Origin of the sequence: Sphingobacterium sp. BS-2, assembly GCF_046161205.1 — a bacterium.
Taxonomy (GTDB): domain Bacteria; phylum Bacteroidota; class Bacteroidia; order Sphingobacteriales; family Sphingobacteriaceae; genus Sphingobacterium; species Sphingobacterium mizutaii.
Map to the genome: position 1 here is coordinate 75,264 of NZ_JBIXGO010000021.1, position 23,315 is coordinate 98,578.

Genomic DNA, 23,315 nt, shown 5'->3' on the forward strand with positions numbered 1-23,315 from the left:
TCGGTAAAACTGTTTTATTGCAACAATATCCATGTTAGAAGTCAATTTTAGAATCAAAGTTTTTTATCATGCCGCTAGGGATTTGAGCTTTACCAAAGCATCCCGCGAACTAAACATCAGTCAACCTGCTGTATCCAAACATATCCAAGAACTGGAGAATACCATAGGCCAAGCGCTGTTCTTGAGAAATGGAAGCCGGATACTCTTGACTGAAGCAGGAGCTACCTTAATGGAATCCGTGAAGGTCATCATCCATGAATATGAATTGGCTGATTATAAACTGGGGCTTCTTAACAATCAAATAAGAGGAAATTTAGTCATTGGCGCCAGTACTACCCTAGCCCAGTATATCCTGCCGAAGCTTATTGCCAAGTTTTCTGAAAAGAATCCCTTGATCAACATAAAGTTGTTCACCGGAAATACTGCTCAAGTGGATCGCTGGCTTTATGAACGTAAGATCGGTTTAGGCTTTGTGGAAGGTATTGCTGAGGACCAATCATTGAAATACAACAAGATCCTAGACGACCAATTGATCTGGGTCGCAAGGACCAACCATCCCCTATTCAAACAGTTGCCGATCTGTTTGGATGAACTCAAAAAACAGGAGTTTATCTTTAGGGAACCAGGATCAGGGACGAATGACATCGTCTTTCAAAAGTTCAGTGAGAACGACATCAATGCCAGGGATTTGGTAAATCGGGTACAGATGTCGAGTTCAGAATCTATCAAGCAATATATACGCTATAGTAATGCCATTGGGATTCTATCCAAATACGCCGTTCAGAATGATTTGGAGAATGGAATTCTAAAACAAATAGAAGTTGAGGGCTTCGAAATCAACAGAGAGTTATATTTAGTTCATCTTCACGGGGAGCTCTCGGGGCTTCCAAAGCAGTTCATTCGCTTTATCAATCAAGCACTTACAGAGTAGGATAACCTGAGGTTATAGCCCATAACATTTTATCGTTTTAGCAACTCCATTAACAAGCTTAAGTTTGTTCATATGGAAAACGATTTAAACCAACCGAAAAACCTCCTAAAGGAAGTAAATAAGATAGCCAGGCAGACTAAGATCGTGGCCGGACTATTTATTTTCATTGTATTCATTGTCCTGATGCAAGCATTGGGGTTCAATACCAATATATTAAAAACCAAGCTAGCTGCCGACAACAAGCAGGATAGCGTTGAGAACAATTCAGTGAACTTGATCAAGGACTTCAAAATGGCTCCATATCCTGACAATGAAGAAGGAAAGATGGCAGCCTATGGAGAAAAGCTGATCAAAGAAACCCCGAAATATCTAGGACCAAATAATAAGCATGGTGAAGTGTTCTCTGGAAACAACCTCGCTTGCGGAAGTTGCCACCTCAATGGAGGAACCAAGGAATATGCCGCTCCTTATATCGGCCTAAGTGCTTTATTCCCTATCTACAGTGGCCGTGAGGGCAAAGTTGCGACTTTGGAAGAAAGGATCAACGGCTGCTTTGAAAGAAGCATGAATGGCAAGAAACTGCCTATAGAAAGCAATGAAATGATTGCCATCGTGAGCTATATCAAGCACTTGAGTAAAGATGTTAAAGTTGGAGGAAGAATAGAAGGTCAGGGATTTGTGAAGTTGGAGACTCCAGACCGTAAAGCTGACCTACAACATGGGGAGTCGGTATTCAAGACCCAATGTGTAAGCTGTCACCAAGCGAATGGCTTAGGCCTTCCTAAAAAGGCAGGCGAACTGGATGAAGGTTATATGTACCCGCCACTGTGGGGCGATGATTCGTTCAATGATGGCGCCGGGATGGGAAGGATGCTTACCGCAGCTAAATTTATCAAGGGCAATATGCCTTTAGGTGCAAGTGCGGATGCCCCTATCCTATCTGATGAGGAAGCTTATGATGTTGCAGCCTTTATCAATTCCTTTGAAAGACCATCTAAAGCGGATAAAGAGCATGATTATCCCGATCTAAGCAAGAAACCAAAGGATAGTCCATATCCACCTTTCGCCGATAAAATACCTGAAGAACAACATAAATACGGACCTTTTAATTTTTAAAAAGCATGAGAAATATAATTATTATTTGCAGTCTATTTTTAATGACTAGCAGCCTAGTAAAGGCACAAAGCAAATCAATTGACAATAAATTGATTGAAAACGCCAAGTTCAGTGGTGCCGAGACTCACCATAAACACTATAAAGCCATCTATCAATTGGACAGCAACAATCCTGATGTTGTAAAGAAAGCTTTTAGGAACATCAAGAACGTATTGAACGACCCTCGCCTAAAGGGCAAGATCGAAGTCGAACTGATAACCTTCTCTGGCGGAACCGAAGTGATGCTAAAAGACTCTGGTTATGAAGAAGCATTGAAAGATCTGATCAATAAAGGTGTTACTGTCGCCCAATGCACCAATTCCTTAAAAGAGAGAAAACTGAAAAAAGAACAATTATATGATTTCATCGGATATGTACCGAGTGGTAATGGTGAATTGGTTATCCGCGCTTCAGAAGGCTGGGTAATCGTAAAACCATAATATCCTTAATCCATTGTAGAAATATTGAATATGAAGAATTTAAAACGAATTTTATTACTTGCTGTTATTTTATTGATGAACAAAGCATTTGCCCAAGACCCATTTCAATATGATCCACCATGGAACACAGCACCAAAATCAGCAGTTAATTTCACTGTTCCAGGTATAGATAATGTTCCCGATTTATTTGGTGACATCGTAGATCCGCAGCTAGTCGTGTTTTTTGCAGGGAATCAATTTATGGTCATGGATGACCTATTGGCAGCCTTCAAGCAGAAACATCCGAAGTATGAAAGAATCTTTGTGGAGACTTTGCCTCCAGGGATTCTGGCAAAACAGATTGAAGGCGGCTCAATTACTATTGGGAACATGCGGATAACCCATAAACCTGATGTGTATGCCGCTGGCAAGAACAGAATCGACAGTATGCAGAATCACTTCTCAAGAACTGAGGTCTACGCCTACAACAAACTGGCGATTATGGTTCCCCAAGGAAATCCAAAAGCTGTTAAAACTGTTCAGGACCTAGCCAAGAAAGATGTGAAGATCGCCATGCCGAACCCAGCTTGGGAAGGCATTGGAAGGCAGATCGTTTCGGTATATAAGAAGTTAGGTGGAGAGCAATTGGAAAAAACAATCATGAAGGACAAGGTGAGTGATGGCTCGACCTACAAAACCAAGATACACCATAGAGAAAGTCCTATGAAAATCTTGTACAAAGAGGTTGATGCAGCACCAGTATGGTATTCGGAGGTTGTATACCAAAAGCTATTAAATCATCCTGTAGAGATGGTAGAAATCCCAAATGAGCAAAATATTAAAGCGACATACATGATCGCGGAGATGAAGAATGCTCCAAGGGCCCAAGCGGCAAAAGATTTCGTAGACTTTATGAAATCGGATGAAGCAAAAGCGATCTATAAGAAATATGGATTTGAAACACCATAGTTTGTTTAATTAAAAAGAGAAGGGTCCCAATCATGATTGGGACCCTTCTCTTTTTAGCTTCTCAGCTTATTTCTTATATTTTCGAATCGCTTTGTTTGCTCTTTTAGTAGCAGTGTCGATTTTATAATCTAGCCATTTATCTTTAAAAATCTTACGCATGGTGTCATCGAAGTGGCGGGTTACGAAGAGGTTTCTAGCACCTTTAAGTTTTTCGCTCAATGAATTTGCCAAAGCACGTACAGAAATAGAATACCCTTCTGTTTCGTATTGTATATAATGCCACCAACCAGCAGGCATGTATAAGGTCTCTCCTGGATTGATTACCGCCTCATAACCATCTAAAAATTCCAAGCCTGGATAATCCTTTACATCGCTTTTCTTAAGGTTTGCAATGCTATGGAAGTTATATGGCAGTTTGTACATTAGATCAGACTGGTTGTTCGGGAATAACCAGATACGCTTAGCCCCTTGGAATTGCGAGATGAATACATGAGACATATCGATATCAAAGTGATTCCTAGTTGCTGAACCCTCACCACCGAAGAACATATAAGGTAACCACTGAATAACCTTGCCACCAGTAACATCATTAAAGATGACATCTTTTTTCAATTCCGGTCTTATTTTCATAAGGTTAAACAAGAAAAGGCGTAGTTCAGTAGGTTCTTTACGGATCATATCCAAGTATTCTCCAAAGGTCATCTTACCCACTGGAGGACTTGCTGCATGGTTTTGTGACTCCTCTTCCCGACCATATACGTCGATTTTTTCGTTACCCGCTATTTCCTTGAAATAGTCGTAGCTCCACTTATTCCAGCAAGGGCTATCTTTACTGATAAAGTCCTTGATGATAACAGGCTGACTCTTATTCAGATAGTCCCTAACAAAGTCTTTAGGAGCTATTCCAGATATACTATTAACAGGTTTTAATTTCACAATATTCCCATTTTTGAGTTAATGCAAACATAAAAAAAATATTTCTACAATAAATATACCCAACCCAGATGAAAGGAATATTTATGACTATTTTTTGGTAATGTATGCAGAATATATTTATCAAAAAATGATAAATATCAAATTTGTAAGTGTTTCTTGATAATCGGGTTAGGGTCTTTTGGAGAAGAACAAAAAGAGTTTATGGCCTCGTTTTACGGGAAACCATAAAAAAAGGCTATCCCGATCAGGATAGCCTAAATATTGTATTGGGCGATTGCCTATTTATTAACTTGTTTGATATACTGCTCAATAGCCATAGTCATACTTGGAGCATTAGGGGTTGGTGCTGGAATATCCAGGATCAAACCATGTTCCAATAAGGCTTGTTGAGTTGTAGCACCGAATGCAGCGATACGGGTATTGTTCTGTATGAAATCAGGGAAGTTCTCGTACAAGGACTGAACACTCGAAGGACTGAAGAAAACGATGATATCGTAAAATACATCTTTCAAATCCTTGATATCCGAAATCACCGTTCTGAATAGCACAGCCGGGGTGAAATCATATCCATTTTCTTGCAACCAGCGTTGAGTTTCCTCATTGGCTACATCAGAACATGGGAATAGGAATTTCTCTTTGTTATGCTTTTTCAGGACATCCTCAAGATCCTGTGCGGTTTGCTTTCCGAAGAAAATCTTGCGCTTACGATATTGAATGTATTTCTGAAGGTACAAGGCAATGGTTTCAGAAATACAGAAATATTTCAGTTCCGCAGAAACTTCAAATCGCATTTCCTCACATACCCTAAAGAAATGATCTACTGCATTTTTACTGGTGAAAATGACTGCAGAAAAATCTGCAAAATTAACCTTCTCTTTTCTGACATCTTTTGCAGAGACGCCTTCAACATGGATGAACCCTCTGAAGTCTAATTTTAAATTATACTTCTCGGCTAGTGTGAAGTAGGGAGATTTATCGTTTTCAGGCTTTGGTAAAGTAACTAAAATGCTCTTTACTTTTTTGGATCTTTCTACATCAATCTGCATATACTCTTTCTTAATTACTTAGTGATCTCACTAATATCAAAATTGGTGCTAATTCGAGACTGCAAAGATAAAGAATTAAATAAAAAATAGAAAATTTGAAATGACCGAACAGGTGAAAAGCAGTCCTAATAAACCTATACGAGAATAAAATAATTACAATACAAATGTAAATTATTGAGATAGTTTGGAAATAATAGGCAGGAATAAACACAACAGCCAGTAAAAACGGCATTAAGAAAAACATGCTATTAAAATAAACTAAGTACAGAATAGCAATATATTCCCTTACAATTTTTTCCAATTGAAATACAAATGATACAAAGCGGATGATTAAGATCTTTGCAATAAACAGCAAAGCGATAAATCCGGAGTTCTTCAGGAAGTTTTCAAAAGTAAGATAATTTTTGTCGTCAAAACTTGACATGATCACAACGACAAACAATCCCAAGGACAAACTGAAAACTGCGTACAAAAAGATATATGGCCATGAGGTCGCTAGGTTATCTTCCTTACTGACTTGCAGCAATAATCGTTCTTTGTAATAGGCATCGACAATTATCTTGAGTTCTACCGGAAAGACAATCCGAAGCACCCCTAACATCAAGAACAGCAGAAATACGATCAACAAAACCCAAGCGGGTCGATTGCTTTTCTCAATCCCATCCTGCAAAACAGATTGCCCATGCTGGGCTCCAACTTGATCCATCCCAAAATACAGCCCCTGATTCCCCTTTTTCAGGGTAGCATCATACGCCAATTTCAAATAATTGATTCCTTTATCAGGAAAAAGAATAATTTGACTATTTTTAAGATTGTTGTCCAAAGATTCAAAGATAGCCAAGCGAGCTAAAGAGTCTTTGATAGCGAGAGAATCCACTAATTCTACGGAATCAACAGGTAATTCTTGGGCATAGCCTTTAGGAGCATAGAAAATGCTGCTAATGATCAAAATCCATATTATACAGAATCCGTTAATGTCCTTCATGAAAGGCGTAAAGTTAGGACAAAATAATTGCTTTAGAAATTGAAAATATGAGTAAAAAAGAAATTGTAAGATGCGGTTGGTGCGGCACTGATGAATTATACAAAGAGTACCATGACAAAGAATGGGGCAAACCGGTAAAAGACGATAAAATACTGTTTGAGTTTTTAATCCTTGAATCCGCTCAGGCGGGCCTTAGCTGGATCACTATCCTCAGGAAAAGGGAGGGTTATAAAAAAGCTTTCTCCAATTTTGACTACAAGAAAATAGCAAAATACACTGAGGAAGATGTAGAAAGACTGCTGCAAGACCCAGGAATTATCAGGAACCGATTGAAGATCAACGCCACGATCCATAATGCAAAATCCTTTATGGAGATTCAGAAGGAATTTGGCAGCTTTTACAACTACCTATACGGCTTTCTTCCGGATCAGCAACCTATCATCAACAATCTGGAAAGTTTAGAGCATGCTGTTGCTACCACGGATCTTTCGGACCGCATCGCAAAGGACCTGAAGAAGAGAGGCATTAAATTCTTTGGCTCAACCACCTGTTACGCCTATATGCAGGCCGTTGGTATGGTGAATGACCATTTGGCCACCTGCAGCTTTAGATAGCCCCTGTACGCGGGATATTCTTATAGATATTTTGAAGGTTACGGCATTGGCCATTATAGTCCAATCCGTAGCCTACTACAAATTCCTTCTCGATTTCAAATCCCACATACATGATATTGTCAAAGGAATAAAGAAGGCATTCCGGTTTCAGCAACAGCGTTGCAACGGAAATACTAGCTACGCCCAATCGTTCCAAGGCCTCGATGGTATGGACCAAGGATCTCCCCGAATCCACCACATCCTCCACGATCACGATATGCCTATCTTCCAATGACATCCCCACCCCTATCAACTCGTGTATATCACCTTGATCAGTACCCGCATAGGAAGCCAACTTCACAAAAGACATTTCACATGGAATATGGACCTGCTTCATCAAATCGGCCATAAACATAAAGCAACCGTTCAAAACCCCGACAAATACCGGATGCTGGTCTTCATACCTGAGATTGATATCAATCCCAATCAGGCGAATCCTTTTTTGGATCTGCTCATAATCAATCATGAGCTCAAATTCCAAATCGTCGATAAATATATTCTTCATGATTAATCGTTTTGTTCTGAACTACCCTTGCCAAATAGTTTTTCCAATAATGCTTTGCGGATCCTTTCCTCCCTATCGATTTCATCCACCATATCTTTGATGTCATCATGGTTCATCATCGAATCAGGCACTCCTTTCGGTCTTGGCGGACGCAGATTAGGCTGCAATTCAACTTGATAGAATCCATAATTTCCGGGAACATTTTCACCTTCCAACTGGTTCATTTTATTCATGATGTAGCCGTAAGTATTGAAATGCTTCATGACCCACGGTTTCAGATGTCCGGTATAATCAAAGGATGATAAGCCAGTTTTCGGCCTAGGAATAATGCTAGAAAGGTACAGACTCTCTCCAATGGTCAACTCTGAAGCAGTCTTACCAAAATAATATTTAGAAGCCTCTGAGATTCCATATACATTTTTACCCCATTCGATGATATTTAGGTAGATTTCCAATAAGCGATCCTTCCTCACCTGCTTGGATTGTTCCATCAGCCATACCAACAGAATCTCTTCAAACTTCCGCATCATCGTCTTGTTCCTGTTCAGGTACAGGTTCTTGATCAGCTGCATGGAGATCGTACTGGCTCCACGCTTAAATTTCTTTTCCTTGATATTCGTCACGATCGAGAGTTGGAAAGCCTCCAACTCAAAACCATTATGTTTATAGAAAAACGGATCTTCCGTATTCAACACCGTTTTCTTCAAAATCGGAGCAATCTGTGCCAATGGCATGAAATTAGGATTGGATGCATCCAATTTAATATCTCTCATCTTCAGCGTATCCTCATAGGCCTCATAGACAAATGGACCATTCAGCGCAGCAATATCAGCCTTGCCCCATTTCTTCACCTTCAGGTTCTGATCGTTGATCTTCGAAGCAAATTTCAATTCATCTGGATTATCCAGATCCACGTTGAAATCCATATCATATTGTATTTCACCTTCCACTTGAATTCCGTCCAGGTTTTCAAACAAGCCTACAGGAAGCGCATCAAAGAAATTCTGCGCCTTGAACATGCCGGTATGTACCGCCATTTCCAATATCTTCTTCGGTTTACGGGTAAATTTCAATTTCGGTTGAAAGGAGAAATCCTTTACCTCTACCTTGGTGCCCTGCACTAATTCTATCGTATTTTCAGAGACCAAGAATCCACCATCTGCGGACCCACCCGGCAAAACAATGGTTTCTTCCGAAAGTCGATGATGGTTGACCCTCAAATTCTTGGCACTTACGCCCCCCAACATTTCCAAACTCTCCTTGCCTTTACGCGACACATTATCCAAATGGAAGCTCAGTTCATCAAAGCTTACATTCAAGCCAAATCTCCTCCCGATAAAGGGAATTTGCGCCTCTTTATTGTCCGAGGATATGGTTACATTCACAGTTTGGCGGCTGGAATTGATGTTCCCTTTAAAATTCCATTTCGCTTCTTGCTCATTCAGGAATACATCAATATCATAATCGCCGTAATCGACCTTCCCTTCTGGGATCTTCACCACTTGGGTAGAAGAAGAATCTTGAAAGGACAGGCTTACATTTTCTAAATTCAAATTATCCGGAACTGCCTGAAAAGCTCTCTTCAAAAGGTTATCAATGGTTTCGGCCAAGGTCTTGGTTTCGGTCACTTCTTTGGTACTGTCTACTTCAGACTTCTTGCGGAATAGGAAATCATAATTGGCAGTACTATCATGCTTGACCAAGGTAATATCCGCGTTTTTAAGGTCTAATTCATCCAGCTGTACCGTTCCTGAAAGTAGGGGGAATAATTTGACAGACACCTTGAACTCATCGATGGCAGCCAATTGTTCTGAACTGTCGGGAACCAGCTTTACCCGCTGAAAATCTACGGTAGTCAAACCTGCAAATTCATACTTTTGGACTTCAAAATTCAAAGCATAATCATCCTTCAATTTCTTCTGCACCTTAGCTACAGCCTTGTTCAGCATATCCCCACGCACAGACATCGCCCATATAAAACCTATTGACAACACCGCTAGGATGCTCGCTGCAGTTATAATGCACCATCTCTTCTTAACGAAACTGAAATCGGGAATCTTGATATTTTTTGCGTCTAACATATATTAATGTGAAAACCGAAGATTAAGGTAAAAATATGCAAAAATCATTAAAAACATCATTATGACAAGATATTGAGCTTCTTTCTTTAGCTTTGGTAAATTAATTTAAATCCATGATTACTAAAGAACAGATTTTACATGCTTTAGGTCATGTGGAAGAACCAGATCTAAAAAAGGACTTGGTAACTCTCAACATGATCGAAAACATTGAAATATTACCGAATAAAATAAAATTTGATGTGGTACTCACCACACCTGCCTGTCCACTAAAGGGACATATTGAACATGCCTGCCGAAACGCCATTGCCTTATTTGTTTCCAAGGAAGTAGAAGTTGAAATCAACATGACGGCAAGAGTTCGCGCTGTTGATACCGCCCAATTGAAAAACATCAAGAACATTATCTTGGTTTCCTCTGGAAAAGGTGGCGTAGGAAAATCCACCGTCGCAGCAAACTTGGCATTGGCCCTAGCAAATACCGGTGCAAAAACCGGATTATTGGATGCCGATATCTATGGTCCTTCGGTTCCATTGATGTTTGGTGTGGAAGGTGCAAAACCACAGTCCTCTCAAGGTCCAGATGGTAAAAACAGGATCGTGCCTGTCGAAAGGTACGGATTAAAGCTTCTGTCTATTGGATTCTTTACCGACCCGAACCAACCTATTCCATGGAGAGGTCCGATGGCAACATCGGCAATCAAGCAATTGTTTGGCGATACGGATTGGGGAGAATTGGATTACCTGATCGTGGATATGCCTCCAGGTACCGGAGACATCCATATCACTACGGCACAGAGTTATCCTATAGCAGGAGCGGTGATTGTAACAACACCACAACAAGTAGCCTTGGCTGATGCGATCAAAGGGATGGCCATGTACCAGATGGAAGGCGTAAAAGTGCCTATCATTGGTGTTATTGAAAACATGTCCTACTTTACACCTGCGGAACTACCGGACAACAAATACTATATTTTTGGAAAAGATGGCGGCAAGAGACTTGCAGCAGACAACCAAGTCCCGTTTTTAGGCGAGATTCCATTGGTTAAATCTGTGGCCGATGCTGGCGATAATGGCTTCCCAATTGCCTTAGATCAGGATGAACCTGTAGCAAAGGCTTTTGCTGACATTGCAGGACGTGTTGCACAGGAACTAAGTATCCTAGCTGCCAAAGCATAAGGATCAACCATAGAAATTTGAAAGGGGCTGTCTAAAAAGGTCTCTTAAAAAAATAACCCCGTCATTAAAAAATGGCGGGGTTTTCTGTTTTTTGTCCTTAAGATTTAGTATCTTAAGGTGCACCCAAAAAACAATATGGCAAACATACAATTCAAAGCTCTTCCATCCAATAGTCCGAGTCTATTTCCTGAAAATATTTTTGAGCGCATTCCATTGGACCATCCGGTCCGCTTGGTGGACCAGGTTGTTGACCAGCTGGACCTGGATCATATCATCCGACTTTATAAAGGCGGAGGCACCACGAGTTTCCATCCCCGGATGCTCATCAAAGTGTTGTTCCACGCCTATTTAAGCAATATCTATTCTTGCCGCAAGATTGAACGGGCCTTACAAGAGAACATCTATTTCATGTGGCTTTCGGGCAACAGCACACCTGATTATCGCACGATCAACTATTTCAGGGGGAAGCGTCTCAAAGGGCAAATACAGGAGCTGTTTGCAGGTATCGTCCGGATGTTACATGAACTGGAGTACGTCAGCCTGAAAGTCCAGTATGTTGATGGTACCAAGATCGAATCTGCAGCTGGTCGCTATACGTTTGTCTGGAAGAAATCGGTTGAGAAAAACAAGGTAAAGTTAGAAGCGAACATCGCTTCGGTCCTTGCCGATATTGATGCGCAGATAACCCAAGACCAATCTTCATTAGGTAATCAAGAAGTTAGCAAGGCTATCGACAGCACTCAGCTGAAGGAAAAGATCAAAGCGATCAATGCTACGCTCAAAGGAGCGAATAAATCTACCGATAAGCAGCTCAAGAAGCTTGAAGAGGACTACTTGCCCCGATTGGAGAAATATGAAGAACAGCTGGAAATACTAGGGGACCGCAATAGTTATAGCAAGACCGATACCGATGCTGTGTTTATGCGCATGAAAGAGGACCACATGAAGAACGGCCAACTCAAACCCGCCTACAATACACAGATCAGTACCGAGGAACAGTTCATCACCCATTATAGTATCCATCAGACTACCGCAGACACGACAACCCTACCGGAACATTTGGAAGGCTTAGAGTCCCGTTACGGAAAGCAGAGTGAATCAATCGTGGCAGATGCCGGATATGGCAGTGAGCAGAACTATGAGTTGTTGGAAGGACAGGATATAACCGCTTTTATCAAGTACAACTACTTCCATATGGAGCAGAAGCGTAAGCATAAGCAGGATCCTTTTTCGGTACAGAACCTATATTACAATGATCAGGAGGACTTTTATGTGTGTCCGGCAGGACAGAAACTGAGCTTTGTCGGACAAACAACCAAGGTCAGTACCAACGGATATACCGCCCAGGTGAGCTGCTATCAAGCTCAGCGATGTGAGGGCTGTCCGATGCGTGGTGGATGTCATAAAGCCCAGGGCAATCGTCTGATGGAAGTCAATCACCGCCTTGCTTGGCTTAAGGCCAGAGCTAGAGAAAGGTTACTGTCGGCACAGGGGCTATACCATCGAAGCAAAAGACCCGTGGAAGTCGAAGCGGTATTTGGAGAGATGAAAAGCAACAACAGGTTTACCCGATTTAGTATGAAGGGACTGGAGAAAGTTACCGTGGAGTTCGGCTTGATGGCTATTGCCCATAGCCTAAGAAAATGGGCAAAAAAGTGGAAAAACAAAGCTTTTATTGGTAAACCAGGTGGCAAAAACTTCCTATTTGCGATAAATCAAGCCATCAACATGCTGAAAAGTACAAAACATCGACATGCAGCTTAATATTGCTCATGAAATTATAATTGAGCTCCAGAAAGCTATAAAACAGAAGAAGGTGCCTTTTTAGACACCTTCTATATAGCATTTAAAAATTAGTCTATTAAATTTGAGGGTTGTTTTGAATTTCCACTTGAGGGATTGGGAAAGTCAACTTCTCATCATTGTATCTATAAGATTGACCAGGGAAAGAAAGGTGGTTTGAACCTCTAGTGATGGTCGCTTTATTACGTTTCATCGCTAGGTAACTTTTTCCTTCACCCCAGAACTCGATACGGGTCTGTAAATAGATTTCATCCTTCAAAGCTTGGCCAGAAAGGTTAGAAATATAGTTTACATCTGCTTTTCTTAGGCTCACTACTTTTTTCAAAGACTCTGCAGCAGAAGTGGCATTGTTCAAGTTCGCATAAGCTTCAGCGTTCAAGATCTGCATCTCATCCACACGCATATAGATATAATCCGTAACCACATTTCTTTGACCCATTGCTTTACGCTCTGGTGCAAAGAATTTATTGAGTGGCATTAAGTTTTTAGCGTTGAATTGAGATTTTCTCACGTCATCAGCAGGAATTTTGTCGTAAAGACCTTTGTCGATAGTTTTAGGGTCACCCGCAGCTGCATAGCTATAGGTAAAGTAATCTACCTGTCCCCACCAAGAAACCAAGTCAAGGTTACTCGCTAAGGTCAAGTCAACACCCCACATCCAACTTGGTGTATTTACGTTGTTGAAACCAGACTCAGGGTTTGTTACAATACCATTTTCATTTAGAATAGCAGCAGATTCACGTTTTGTAGTTAAAGGGAATCCTCCATTGGCCAAGATATCATTGGTCAACGTAACTACTTGTTGCCAATCAGCTTGTGTACCTCTAGCACCTAATGCATAAGCTAACAAACCTTTTGCTACATATTTATTGATTTGATCTTTACTTGTTCTGTTGAAATTATCTAAGTAAGCAATAGACGTATTCAAGTCAGAAACTATCAGGTCATACACATCCTTGGTGCTTGACAAAGGTTGGTTAGGCTGATCAGTAGATGTATAGATCGGTAAGATCATTTCAGAACCAGTACCATACTCTTTAGCGTATAAGTTTGCTAGGTAGAAATATGAATAAGCTCTCATCGCCTTAGCCTGACCCATAATATGTCTTTGTTCGATATCTTCAGCAGGAATTTCTACATCTGTACCACCCAAAGCATCAATTACCGTATTAGCAGCGAAAATGATCTTGTAGTAATATTTCCAAGCATGGCTAGCTTCTAATTTAGTATAATCAGTTGTCGTGATGTAACGAGCGATTTGATCATACCAACCATAGTTTCTTCCCGCCAATACCATATCAGAACACAACATGTCTGTATAGATGTCATAACCTTTTTGACCAAAGTCGTCATGACTCTCTTCATCAGCACCTTGCGCAGAGAATGTATTGTACATGGTTGAATAAAGACCTGCAATATTACCTTTTAACAAAGCAGGGTCTTGTTTTGCAGCTTCTTCCAACTGTTCGGTTGAAAGTTCTTCTGTTGGTTTTTCATCCAAGAAGTCTTTACTACAAGAAGCAGTAAACAACAGGGATGAAATCAACACTATATTTAATGACTTTTTCATTGTTTATCTAACTATTAAAATTTAACTCTTAAACCTGCACTTACAGTTGATAAAGGAGAGTATCTGTACATACTTGATGAACCAGCTTGGTGAGTTGAAGGATTGAATCCTTTTCTCGCTGAAGCGATGGCCAAGTTATCTGCAGAAACCCAGATTCCTAATGCTTTTGCACCGATAGCATCTAACACATTAGTTTTGAAGTTGTAACCTAATCTTACGTTGTTCAACATCAAGTAATTTGCAGATGTCAAGAATCTAGTTGATGAAGAGTTTACACCAACATCATTGTCATTATTCAATCTTGGAACATTGGTGATATCACCAGGCTGTTGCCATCTGTTGAACATATCTGTGTGCCAGTTGTTACCACCGATCACATCATTGTTCATTAAGATTGCGTAAGCACCGTCATAAGCATATCCACCTAAGCTATACAACATCTGTACGCTTAAATCGAAACCTTTGTAACCCGCTCTCAAGTTCACTGCACCTCTTAATTTAGGGATAGCAGATTTACCAACATAGTGTTGAGTTGCTTCTGAGTAAACGGTTGTAGTTCCTTCTTTGATCTCTTTGTTTTCAGGATTGTCGAACAAAGCCATTGAAGTGATCTGCTCACCAGTGTCAAATTGACCGTTTGCATTGTTGTCTGTATAGAATACTTTGAATTGGCTCTCACCAGTTTCAGCATCCACACCTACGAAATCTCTCATGTAGAAATCGTATAGAGAGTGATCTTTAGACCATCCATAAACACCTTGGATATCAATTTCCTTAGGTAAGTTTGTGGAAGGTTCGATAGGCATTTTAGTGATTTTGTTTTTGAAACTCTCACCGTTGATACCTAGATCTAAATAGTAATCTTGACCTTTAAGGATGTGACCTACCAAATCAAATTCGATACCTTGGTTTCTTAATTGACCGTCGTTTACTTTGATTGTAGGGTAACCGATTGATGGACCAACACCTCTATCGAAGATTAAGTTGTCGGTATTTTTCACATAGTACTCAACTGTACCAGAGATATAGTTACCTAATTCGAACTCGATACCTGTTTGGAACATTTTGGAAGTTTCCCAAGTCAAGTCCTCATTACCCTTAGTTACGAATGAGAATGCAGGGTTGTTGTTCAAGTTATCTACACTGTACAAGTCGTAACCTGGGTAGTAACCAACACCAGCTTGCTCACCAAGAACACCGTAAGAAACTTTATATTTCAAGAAATTGAAAATATCTTGGTCTTGCATGAAGTTTTCATTAGATACAATCCAACCAGCACCTAATGAACCAAAAGTTCCCCATTTATCTTTCTTGAACCTAGAAGAACCATCTCTTCTTACTGTTCCGGATAAGTAGTATTTATTTTTGTAATCGTAGTTAACCTGTCCGAAGTAACTTTCCAAAGCATAAGCTTCCGTGTACGATTTAACTGGGTTAGAAACGATTACGTTATTGAAATCAAGGATGTTGTTGTCCACTAAGTTGTAACCAGAAGCATTCAAGATATTGCTTTCCCACTTAACAGCCTCATGTGCAACCAATGCTTCCAATGAGTGATCACCGAAATCTTTTCTATAGCGCAATAAGTTCAATAAGTTGAAGTAGTTCAGCTCTGTACGACTTTGGTACAATGAACCGTTTTGAGATGCAGAACTTCCGTAGAATTTGTTTGCACGGTCATTGTAGATATTGTTATAGTACTGGATACCTAAAGAGTTTTCGAATGTCAAACCATCAATGATATTGAAGTTAACATAAGCTCTACCGTTCAATTCATTACGTTTATGACGTTTGATGTCATAAGTTGCATCAGCGATCGCGTTGGTTAATGAACCGAATTTACGGCCTGAGTTCGTTCCATAATCGTATACATAACCACCGAAGATGTTATCATCGATTTTGTTTCCGTTTTCATCACGCTCAAACAAAGGATAGATAGAAGGGATGTTGTCAACGAACCAGAAAATGCTTCCTGAGTCTTCCGATTGACCACCTGTATTTCTTTCCACTTTCGAGTAGTTGGTGTTCATACCCACTGTCAACCAGTTGGTCACTTTATGGTCTAAGCTCACACGACCTGTAAATCTCTCGAAATCAGAGTTGATTGAGTACCCTTTATCGCCTAAGTAACCGAAAGAGGTAAAGTAGTTTGTTTTATCTGTAGCACCACCGAATCTAACGTTAAGGTCAGTTCTTGCTGCGTTTTGGAAAGCATGATCTTCCCAGTTTTCAGGATCAAACTTTCTAGTTACATTGTTTTTAACCTTTCTAGTTACCGGATCGATTAGATCAGACACTGAACTTACGTTCCAAAGGTTGTTCAATGGATTGATACCTCTATCAGAGAACAAATATTCGTTAGCATATGCAGCACCATCTTCTCCAGCTAATACACCTTCGTTGTACATAGCTTCCCAGCTTAAGCCAATATATTCTTCAGGGGATTTGATCACATCATAACGAGGCAATAAAGACATGTTTGTACCGAAGTTAACATCAGCTTCAATAAATGAGCTCTGTCCTCTACCAGTTTTAGTAGTGATTACGATTACCCCGTTAGCACCTCTAGAACCATAGATAGCAGTTGCAGCAGCATCTTTCAATACTGTTACATTATCGATATCTGCATTATTGATGGAAGTAATGTTACCTGAGAAAGGCACACCGTCAACCACGTACAATGGGTCACGGTTACCGTTAACCGAACCAAAACCACGGATACGTACTGTTGAAGCAGTACCTGGCTGACCTGTAGTATTGGTTACTTGAAGACCAGCGACCTCACCAGCGATTGCCTGCGATACATTTGAAGTGTTTTTTTGTTGCAATTTCGTACCATCAACCTTTTTTGCAGAACCTGTAAAAGCTTCTTTGGTTGTGCTACCGTAACCCACAACGACAACTTCATCCAAAGACATTTCATCTTCTACTAATTGTACATTGGCAGTTGTTTGGTTAGCAACATCAACTCTTTTGGAAGTATATCCTACAAATGAGAAGTTCAATACCGTCTTACCGTCCGCTACAGTAATCGTGTAACCTCCATCTGCGTCTGTCTGAGTAGCAATACTAGTTCCCACTAGCGCTACTGATACACCACTTAAGGGTGCTCCGTCAGTAACCGAAGTTACCTTACCACTCACTTGACGATCTTGTGCGAACGCTACACTAATCATGCAGGTTAACACAAAAATTAAGCTGAGTAATTTGTGTTTCATAAATTTTGCTATTAATTAAAAGTTTTAAAACAGAGTCTGTTAAAATTTGTTAAACAGTCGACAAATATAGACTTACCTTAAATATTTCACAAATAAATTCCTGTAACCTATTATTTTTATCAAATAGGTAACAGAAAAGTTGAATTGTTAACTATTATAAGTTTCTACGTTAAATTTTATAATAATTAGCATCCATTTAATAGTTATTTGACTGAAATGAATAAAACTTTTTTAATATTAACGAGATTATTATTCCCTTATCCCACTGAATTACTGTTATTTAGAAATCAAGATTGAAATTTTGGTAAAATATTGACACATTTAGATGTTTAAACAAGCTTTTAGGGGAAGTAAAATTATATACACGTTACGACATCGAAATACCTAGAGATCAAAAACGAAACATTCATCACGGCATGGACATAATTTCAAAACAACAGTCATAATCATGTTCGTTAATCAGAATATAATTTCGATTTATCCATCAAACACTTCTCACAACACGGTCTTTATTGAAACTCAATAATTCGCCAAAAAAAATTTATTACATATAATATGTAAAATGCATGTTACTTTAAGATTATCTCTTGAATTTCGCGGTTAAAATGGGTGTTTGAACACAAAAACGGGTTTAAAACCTTTAAATCCACAATATTTCTTTAGGAGAAATATTACACACGATTAAAGAACAAAAGTATAATTCATTTCACAAAACCTTGAAAAACAGCTTTTAGGGAGTATGGCTGAGAAAAAAAAAGGGATTGAACACTGCTCAACCCCGATTAATATAAAGGCAGTTTATCTTAGGGCTAAGCATTAACCGCCTATTACAAACACAATATTATTTAGTTACTTATTCAATTTCGGATGGAAGATCATTAGCTTCTACTCGATATATCTTAAGAACCATTTAAAAAAGGAACCGCCAAATTTGTGGACGGCCCCTTCATAGGTATTAATATTATTTAGTATCCCACCAAAGTCTGGTGTTCAATTCATCTGGTCCTTGTGCGGCTACTGCTGCTTCATAGTTTTTACCATTCAGACCAGCTTCCGTATTCGGGTATGCCTGACGAACCGGGATCTTTTTGTCGATGGACAAAGGAGCTGGACCAGGATGTAATTCTGGGAATCCAGTTCTTCTCCAGTCAACCCAACTTTCATAACCATTCGCCTGGTAGTTAGCCAACCATTTTTGGGTAATGATCAACTTCAAACCATTTGCTGCACTATAAGCTACACCACTTTGTGTATAATATGATGCCGGAGCAGTTACCCCTTGTTGCTGCATGGATGCTTCGATACCTTTTTTGTAAAAAGTAGCAGCGTCTCCAGTTCCCCAACCGCGGAAAGCAGCCTCAGCTAACATAAACTGAATTTGCGCATAGGTTGTGATTGGCAAACCATAGTTTTGAGCAGTGAATTTTTTACCGATCAACGAAACTGTTTCTTGGTTCAAATCATCATCCGCATTAGCCAAACCATACGGCATACCTTTATAACCACCACCTTGAACCACTTTTTCTGCGTAAACTGGAAGACGAGGATCTTCTAGGTCTTCTAAAGTTCCGATCATTTTCTCACTCACCGCATAATCCGTTCTCTTACCAACGAAATAGTTGTTGTAAAGTGGGTTTTGGTTATTGGCATCGTTCAAATAGGCAAAAACTGCATTGTCAGCATTACTAGCGATTGCACCTGCAGCATAAGCACTAGCAAATTCCGCTTTAGCTAAATTAGGATCAACATCCGCTAGGTGAATAGCAGCAACCATACGTAAAGAGTTGGCCCATTTTATCCATTTAGAAACATTTCCTTGAAAAAGGATATCACCGTTCAAGGCTTCACCAGGTTTTAACTGAGCAGCAGCTTCCTTCAATTCTTTCAATAAAGAAGCATAAATATCCTTTTGCGTATCAAATTTTGGCGTCAATACTTCTTTTCCTTTTAAGGCTTCTGAGTAAGGCAACATTCCCCATCTGTCTGTCATGTGCAGATAAAAGAAGGCTTTCAAAATTCTGGACACCCCAATTTGGTTATCTGTGCTTCCACCTTTTTGAACATAAGGCAAATTTGCAGTTGCTGGATCAGAGTTTAAATTCAGGATGGTCTGTGCATCCAATAATGGCCCATTGTAATAAGCTGAAAAATCATAGAACTTATTTTGGAACCTAGACTCATTGGTATATTGAATCTCGGCCATATATTGAGGATAAATATCCTTTGCCCAACCAGCGATACCGTTTCCTTGGTTACCAATTTGACGGATCACATTACTTATCAACAGCTCGGTATTCGGATCGGCTGGATTATTTGGATCTTTATTAATCTCTTCAAAATCTTTGGTACAAGAAACTGAAAGACCAATCAAAACAAATCCAAGTATTGTATTTAAAAATTTCTTTTTCATAAACTTAATAGATTTACAGGCTAAACCTTAGATTAAAACCAAATGTCCTTGTGTTAGGCAACTGACCACCTTCGAACCATGAACCTTCTAAGATGGAAGGGTCAAAGTTTCTGTTTTTAGCATAAATCAAGAATGGATTTTGTGCAATCAGGGTTAAGGAAACTTTCTTGAATGGAGTTTTACCAAACATTCTGTCAGGGAAAGTATAACCTACGTTGATTTCACGCATTTTGACATATGATGCATCATATACCCAGTTTTCCCAAATGTTACCTGAGTTCAATTTGTCTTGGTATAGTTGCTGAACATCTACATACACATCATTTTGAGAACCATCTTCTTTCACACCATCAAGGAGAACACCACCACCTTGATCAACTGGATCACGTTTAGGGTTTCCTTTATCGTTCACACCTGCTGTTTCTTCGTACAATCCAGAACCATTACCGAACATGGAAGAAATAGACATGTATTTACCACCTTTTTGAAAGTCTAGCGAGAAACCAGCAGTAATTCCTTTGTAGTTGAACTGTGAAGTTAAACCACCTGTGAAATCAGGAAGGATAGAACCTAGATCGATGTCACCAGAAGTAGGTACATAGAATCCGTCAGCTCCAACGATTTTTTCGCCTTTGTCATTTCTTTTGAAACCTGAACCCGTCAACATACCGAATGCTTCACCTTTACGAGCATTAACAGCGATAAGCGGTGCTCCTACGAAACCAAATGAGTTTCTAGTTCCATCTACTGTAACTCTTAAGTTGTTTACAACGATATTATTTACTGGATCTTCGTATAATTCAACAACTTTGTTTTTGTTGATACCAAGGTTTGCATTCAAGTTCCAGGAGAAATTATCATTTTTGATTGGTGTACCACCTAATGAGAACTCATGACCCCAGTTGTCAATTTGACCAGCGTTGATCGCTGTAGTCGCATATCCAGATGCTGAAGTTACCGTCAAAGGAATAATTTGGTCTTTTGATGAACGTGTGTAGTAGTTGTAATCAAAAGTCAAACGGTCATGGAAGAATCTTAATTCCGTACCTACTTCAATAGATGAAGATAGCGTAGGTTTAAGTTCTGTATTCACCAATTGGTTAGGAACTGTCAATAAAGGACTAGAGCCATAAGGATTTCCGATGGAATAAGTCTGTGCAACCCTGAATGGATCAGTATCCGTACCAACGCGAGCGATGGAAGCTCTTAATTTACCATAGCTGAACCAATCTGACTCAATAAATTCAGAGAACAAGAATGATCCAGACAAACCTCCGTATAAGTACGAGTTATTTTTCTTTGGTAAACTTGAAGACCAGTCATTTCTTGCATTAGCTTCTAAGAACAAGAAATCTCTGAAACCTAAAGTAATGTATCCGTATAAGGAGTTTACTTTATAATCGCTTAAGAAAGAGTTAAGAGTAGGTCTGTTTTTTGAAGCAGATAGGGTATACAAATCAGGAACAGCAAGACCACCAGCGGTACGTGCATCTGTATATGTACGTTTGTTTCTTCTGTTTTCAATGAAAACAGAAGCAGCAATATCAAAATCCTGAATCTTGGTTGTATAATCAAGACTTCCTACAAAGTTCAATTCTTGTTGGTTGTTCAAGTATTGGTAGTACTCGTCTTGGCTAAGTGTGTTGGAAGCAATCCTAGAGTTTTGCTCACCGTTAAAGAAGTTACCACGAGCGATTGCAGAAGCTTTCCAGTGTTCATTGAATTTATACACTGCACTTACGTTTCCGTACAATCTTTTTCTGATATCTTTCGCTGTGTTTTTGTACACATGTGTATACGGGTTGTCCCAGTACTTAGGGGCTGTATTGGTTGGAGAGATCATGTTCCAGCTTCTGTACGTACCATCAGGTCTTTGGTAATCTTTAAGATCATCCATGTTCAAGTTTCTTGCAAACCATTGGTTGAAAGAACTTTGAGGACCTGAACTATAACCGTCGATAGGTGTATTGAAACGATCTTCAAAAATAAAGTTAAGGTTTGTGCTAACTGTTAATTTATCACTTAAATTCAAAGCTGCATTAGCACCTAACCAATGTTTGCCTTGTTTAGAATTAGGCATAACCCCAGTTCTGCTCAAATTGGTATAGGAAAGTCTTGAATTTAGATCGTCCGTTCTTTTTGAAACCGCTACGTTAGTACTTGCGGTAATACCTGTTTCGAAGAAGCTTTTTACGTTGTCTGGTTGAGGAGAGAAAGCAGCTAATTGGCCGAATTTAGGATGGGTTGGATCCCAAGCGTACCAAGGCGCGATCATGCTACCGTCCAACTTATGACCCCAGCTTTCATCTGCTGAGAAGTTGTAATATTTAGCACCATCTAAGGCTTTTAAATAATCAGCATGAATTGAAGGATCGTATTTAAAGGTAGAAAACTCTTGGTTGTAACCACCACCATATTCGTTTTGATATGCTGGTAAGCCATAAACATTTTCAAATGAAGTGGCTTGGTTTACTTCAATACCGATTCCAGGAGTTGCTTTACCGGATTTGGTTTTGATCACGACCGCACCTTCTGCACCACGTTGCCCGTATAAAGCAGTTGCTGCAGGACCTTTCAAAACGGATAGGCTTTCGATATCGTCGTTGTTAACATATTCAGGTCCCGTGATCACACCATCCACTACGTAGATAGGGTTACCTCCTGTCAAGTTATTAATACCACGGATACGGATAGCTGCAGTACCGAATTTAGCACCAGAACCGGTTCTGATTTGGATACCAGAAACTTTACCCGCTAGAGCAGTGTTTAAATCTGCTTGTCTAGCTTGGGTAAGGTCTTCGCCTTTTACTTGTTGAACCGAATAACCAATTGATTTTCTAGTTCTTTCAATACCTAGAGCTGTTACCACGACTTCTTCTAGGTCATTTTCTCCGCCAACTAAACGCACATTAATAGTTGTCTGAGAACCAACGGTAATGGTTTGGGATTCATAACCAATGTAGGTAAAGGTTAGTTTGCCATTCGCTGGTACGGAAATTGAATAATTTCCAAATTCATCAGTTTGTGTAGCGGAATTAAGATCTACAACTTTAACTGAAGCGCCTGCAATAGGGCTGCCGTCAGATGCCGCTGTCACTTTACCACTCACTTGCCGATCTTGTGCATGCACGACGCCAATTAGCATAGTACACAGCAACAGAACACTGAGTAATCTTTGTTTCATGTTTCTTGTTTTTAGTTAATAAAAATTGGGTTCTAATTTTTCTTGGCAAAAAGTTAGTATTGTTAAACTAGCGCCAAATCTATTTATATGCTGTTGGGGATGCAAAAAAAGGGCATTTATTTTTTGAAATTTTCGAAATTAAACTTAAAACACTATTAAAATTATATTTTATGCCATTCTTGGTTAATTGAAAAGGAGTGATTTTAATCATTTTTTATGATTATTGAAAAATATTTCACTATTAATCATTAAATAAAATACACTTGTGTAATAAA

16 protein-coding genes are annotated in these 23,315 nt (G+C 39.5%); 7 read left to right on the plus strand and 9 right to left on the minus strand.

What is annotated here, in order from left to right; translation table 11 throughout:
* The first annotated feature begins 31 nt into the window (after positions 1-31).
* From ACK2WI_RS16485 to ACK2WI_RS16500, 4 genes are all read left to right on the plus strand, one after another.
* The gene (locus ACK2WI_RS16485) at positions 32-931 is read left to right on the plus strand and encodes a LysR substrate-binding domain-containing protein (protein WP_093101034.1); all 900 of its coding nucleotides are present in this window, start codon (positions 32-34) and stop codon (positions 929-931) included.
* A gap of 72 nt (positions 932-1,003) precedes the next feature.
* Positions 1,004-2,047: a c-type cytochrome gene (locus tag ACK2WI_RS16490; RefSeq protein WP_093101036.1), complete on the plus strand. Its 1,044-nt coding sequence runs from the start codon at positions 1,004-1,006 to the stop codon at positions 2,045-2,047.
* A 5-nt stretch (positions 2,048-2,052) separates the two neighbouring features.
* Entirely contained in the window at positions 2,053-2,526 is a 474-nt protein-coding gene (locus ACK2WI_RS16495) for a DsrE family protein (RefSeq protein ID WP_409151620.1), read from the plus strand.
* Between the two features lie 30 nt (positions 2,527-2,556).
* Positions 2,557-3,474 carry a substrate-binding domain-containing protein gene (locus ACK2WI_RS16500; RefSeq protein WP_093101039.1) on the plus strand — a complete coding sequence of 306 codons (918 nt, stop codon included), beginning with the start codon at positions 2,557-2,559 and terminating at the stop codon, positions 3,472-3,474.
* 66 nt (positions 3,475-3,540) lie between these two features.
* Here ACK2WI_RS16500 and ACK2WI_RS16505 read toward each other — a convergent pair whose 3' ends face one another.
* The 3 genes from ACK2WI_RS16505 to ACK2WI_RS16515 all read right to left on the minus strand — a co-directional run bounded on the left by ACK2WI_RS16505 (position 3,541) and on the right by ACK2WI_RS16515 (position 6,441).
* Positions 3,541-4,410 carry a cupin-like domain-containing protein gene (locus ACK2WI_RS16505; RefSeq protein WP_093101040.1) on the minus strand — a complete coding sequence of 290 codons (870 nt, stop codon included), beginning with the start codon at positions 4,408-4,410 and terminating at the stop codon, positions 3,541-3,543.
* A gap of 278 nt (positions 4,411-4,688) precedes the next feature.
* Complete coding sequence (locus ACK2WI_RS16510; RefSeq protein WP_093101042.1) at positions 4,689-5,456, minus strand: uroporphyrinogen-III synthase; 768 nt, start codon at positions 5,454-5,456, stop codon at positions 4,689-4,691.
* A gap of 10 nt (positions 5,457-5,466) precedes the next feature.
* Positions 5,467-6,441, minus strand: a complete 975-nt coding sequence (locus ACK2WI_RS16515; RefSeq protein ID WP_093101043.1) for a DUF4271 domain-containing protein — start codon at positions 6,439-6,441, stop codon at positions 5,467-5,469.
* 47 nt (positions 6,442-6,488) lie between these two features.
* On the opposite strand from ACK2WI_RS16515, the gene ACK2WI_RS16520 reads away from it, so the two are divergent.
* On the plus strand, positions 6,489-7,055 hold the full coding sequence (locus ACK2WI_RS16520; protein WP_409151621.1) for a DNA-3-methyladenine glycosylase I: 567 nt from the start codon (positions 6,489-6,491) through the stop codon (positions 7,053-7,055).
* Here the strand turns inward: ACK2WI_RS16520 and ACK2WI_RS16525 are convergent.
* Together ACK2WI_RS16525 and ACK2WI_RS16530 are read right to left on the minus strand one after the other, a co-directional pair.
* The gene (locus ACK2WI_RS16525) at positions 7,048-7,599 is read right to left on the minus strand and encodes a phosphoribosyltransferase (RefSeq protein ID WP_093101046.1); all 552 of its coding nucleotides are present in this window, start codon (positions 7,597-7,599) and stop codon (positions 7,048-7,050) included. The genes ACK2WI_RS16520 and ACK2WI_RS16525 overlap by 8 nt on opposite strands.
* A gap of 2 nt (positions 7,600-7,601) precedes the next feature.
* Positions 7,602-9,680 (minus strand): transglycosylase domain-containing protein, encoded by a 2,079-nt coding sequence (locus ACK2WI_RS16530; protein WP_409151622.1) that lies wholly within the window; start codon positions 9,678-9,680, stop codon positions 7,602-7,604.
* 113 nt (positions 9,681-9,793) lie between these two features.
* Here ACK2WI_RS16530 and ACK2WI_RS16535 point away from each other — a divergent pair, with 113 nt between their 5' ends.
* The gene (locus ACK2WI_RS16535) at positions 9,794-10,855 is read left to right on the plus strand and encodes an Mrp/NBP35 family ATP-binding protein (protein ID WP_313189484.1); all 1,062 of its coding nucleotides are present in this window, start codon (positions 9,794-9,796) and stop codon (positions 10,853-10,855) included.
* A 135-nt stretch (positions 10,856-10,990) separates the two neighbouring features.
* Complete coding sequence (locus ACK2WI_RS16540) at positions 10,991-12,619, plus strand: IS1182 family transposase (RefSeq protein ID WP_409151623.1); 1,629 nt, start codon at positions 10,991-10,993, stop codon at positions 12,617-12,619.
* Between the two features lie 97 nt (positions 12,620-12,716).
* On the opposite strand, the gene ACK2WI_RS16545 is transcribed toward ACK2WI_RS16540, so the two are convergent.
* From ACK2WI_RS16545 to ACK2WI_RS16560, 4 genes are all read right to left on the minus strand, one after another.
* Positions 12,717-14,228, minus strand: a complete 1,512-nt coding sequence (locus ACK2WI_RS16545) for a RagB/SusD family nutrient uptake outer membrane protein (RefSeq protein WP_409151624.1) — start codon at positions 14,226-14,228, stop codon at positions 12,717-12,719.
* A 14-nt stretch (positions 14,229-14,242) separates the two neighbouring features.
* Positions 14,243-17,404, minus strand: a complete 3,162-nt coding sequence (locus tag ACK2WI_RS16550; RefSeq protein ID WP_197700947.1) for a SusC/RagA family TonB-linked outer membrane protein — start codon at positions 17,402-17,404, stop codon at positions 14,243-14,245.
* A gap of 1,003 nt (positions 17,405-18,407) precedes the next feature.
* Positions 18,408-19,856 carry a SusD/RagB family nutrient-binding outer membrane lipoprotein gene (locus ACK2WI_RS16555; RefSeq protein WP_409151625.1) on the minus strand — a complete coding sequence of 483 codons (1,449 nt, stop codon included), beginning with the start codon at positions 19,854-19,856 and terminating at the stop codon, positions 18,408-18,410.
* A 13-nt stretch (positions 19,857-19,869) separates the two neighbouring features.
* Positions 19,870-23,040: a SusC/RagA family TonB-linked outer membrane protein gene (locus tag ACK2WI_RS16560; protein ID WP_409151626.1), complete on the minus strand. Its 3,171-nt coding sequence runs from the start codon at positions 23,038-23,040 to the stop codon at positions 19,870-19,872.
* Between the last annotated feature and the right edge of the window lie 275 nt (positions 23,041-23,315).

What these genes read in the sequence shown, in the direction of transcription:
- ACK2WI_RS16485 (WP_093101034.1), top strand. Translation starts at nt 32, where the DNA reads ATGTTAGAAGTCAATTTTAGAATCAAAGTTTTTTATCATGCCGCTAGG.
- ACK2WI_RS16490 (WP_093101036.1), top strand. Translation starts at nt 1,004, where the DNA reads ATGGAAAACGATTTAAACCAACCGAAAAACCTCCTAAAGGAAGTAAAT.
- ACK2WI_RS16495 (WP_409151620.1), top strand. Translation starts at nt 2,053, where the DNA reads ATGAGAAATATAATTATTATTTGCAGTCTATTTTTAATGACTAGCAGC.
- ACK2WI_RS16500 (WP_093101039.1), top strand. Translation starts at nt 2,557, where the DNA reads ATGAAGAATTTAAAACGAATTTTATTACTTGCTGTTATTTTATTGATG.
- ACK2WI_RS16510 (WP_093101042.1), bottom strand. Translation starts at nt 5,456, where the DNA reads ATGCAGATTGATGTAGAAAGATCCAAAAAAGTAAAGAGCATTTTAGTT.
- ACK2WI_RS16515 (WP_093101043.1), bottom strand. Translation starts at nt 6,441, where the DNA reads ATGAAGGACATTAACGGATTCTGTATAATATGGATTTTGATCATTAGC.
- ACK2WI_RS16520 (WP_409151621.1), top strand. Translation starts at nt 6,489, where the DNA reads ATGAGTAAAAAAGAAATTGTAAGATGCGGTTGGTGCGGCACTGATGAA.
- ACK2WI_RS16525 (WP_093101046.1), bottom strand. Translation starts at nt 7,599, where the DNA reads ATGAAGAATATATTTATCGACGATTTGGAATTTGAGCTCATGATTGAT.
- ACK2WI_RS16530 (WP_409151622.1), bottom strand. Translation starts at nt 9,680, where the DNA reads ATGTTAGACGCAAAAAATATCAAGATTCCCGATTTCAGTTTCGTTAAG.
- ACK2WI_RS16535 (WP_313189484.1), top strand. Translation starts at nt 9,794, where the DNA reads ATGATTACTAAAGAACAGATTTTACATGCTTTAGGTCATGTGGAAGAA.
- ACK2WI_RS16540 (WP_409151623.1), top strand. Translation starts at nt 10,991, where the DNA reads ATGGCAAACATACAATTCAAAGCTCTTCCATCCAATAGTCCGAGTCTA.
- ACK2WI_RS16545 (WP_409151624.1), bottom strand. Translation starts at nt 14,228, where the DNA reads ATGAAAAAGTCATTAAATATAGTGTTGATTTCATCCCTGTTGTTTACT.
- ACK2WI_RS16550 (WP_197700947.1), bottom strand. Translation starts at nt 17,404, where the DNA reads ATGATTAGTGTAGCGTTCGCACAAGATCGTCAAGTGAGTGGTAAGGTA.
- ACK2WI_RS16555 (WP_409151625.1), bottom strand. Translation starts at nt 19,856, where the DNA reads ATGAAAAAGAAATTTTTAAATACAATACTTGGATTTGTTTTGATTGGT.
- ACK2WI_RS16560 (WP_409151626.1), bottom strand. Translation starts at nt 23,040, where the DNA reads ATGAAACAAAGATTACTCAGTGTTCTGTTGCTGTGTACTATGCTAATT.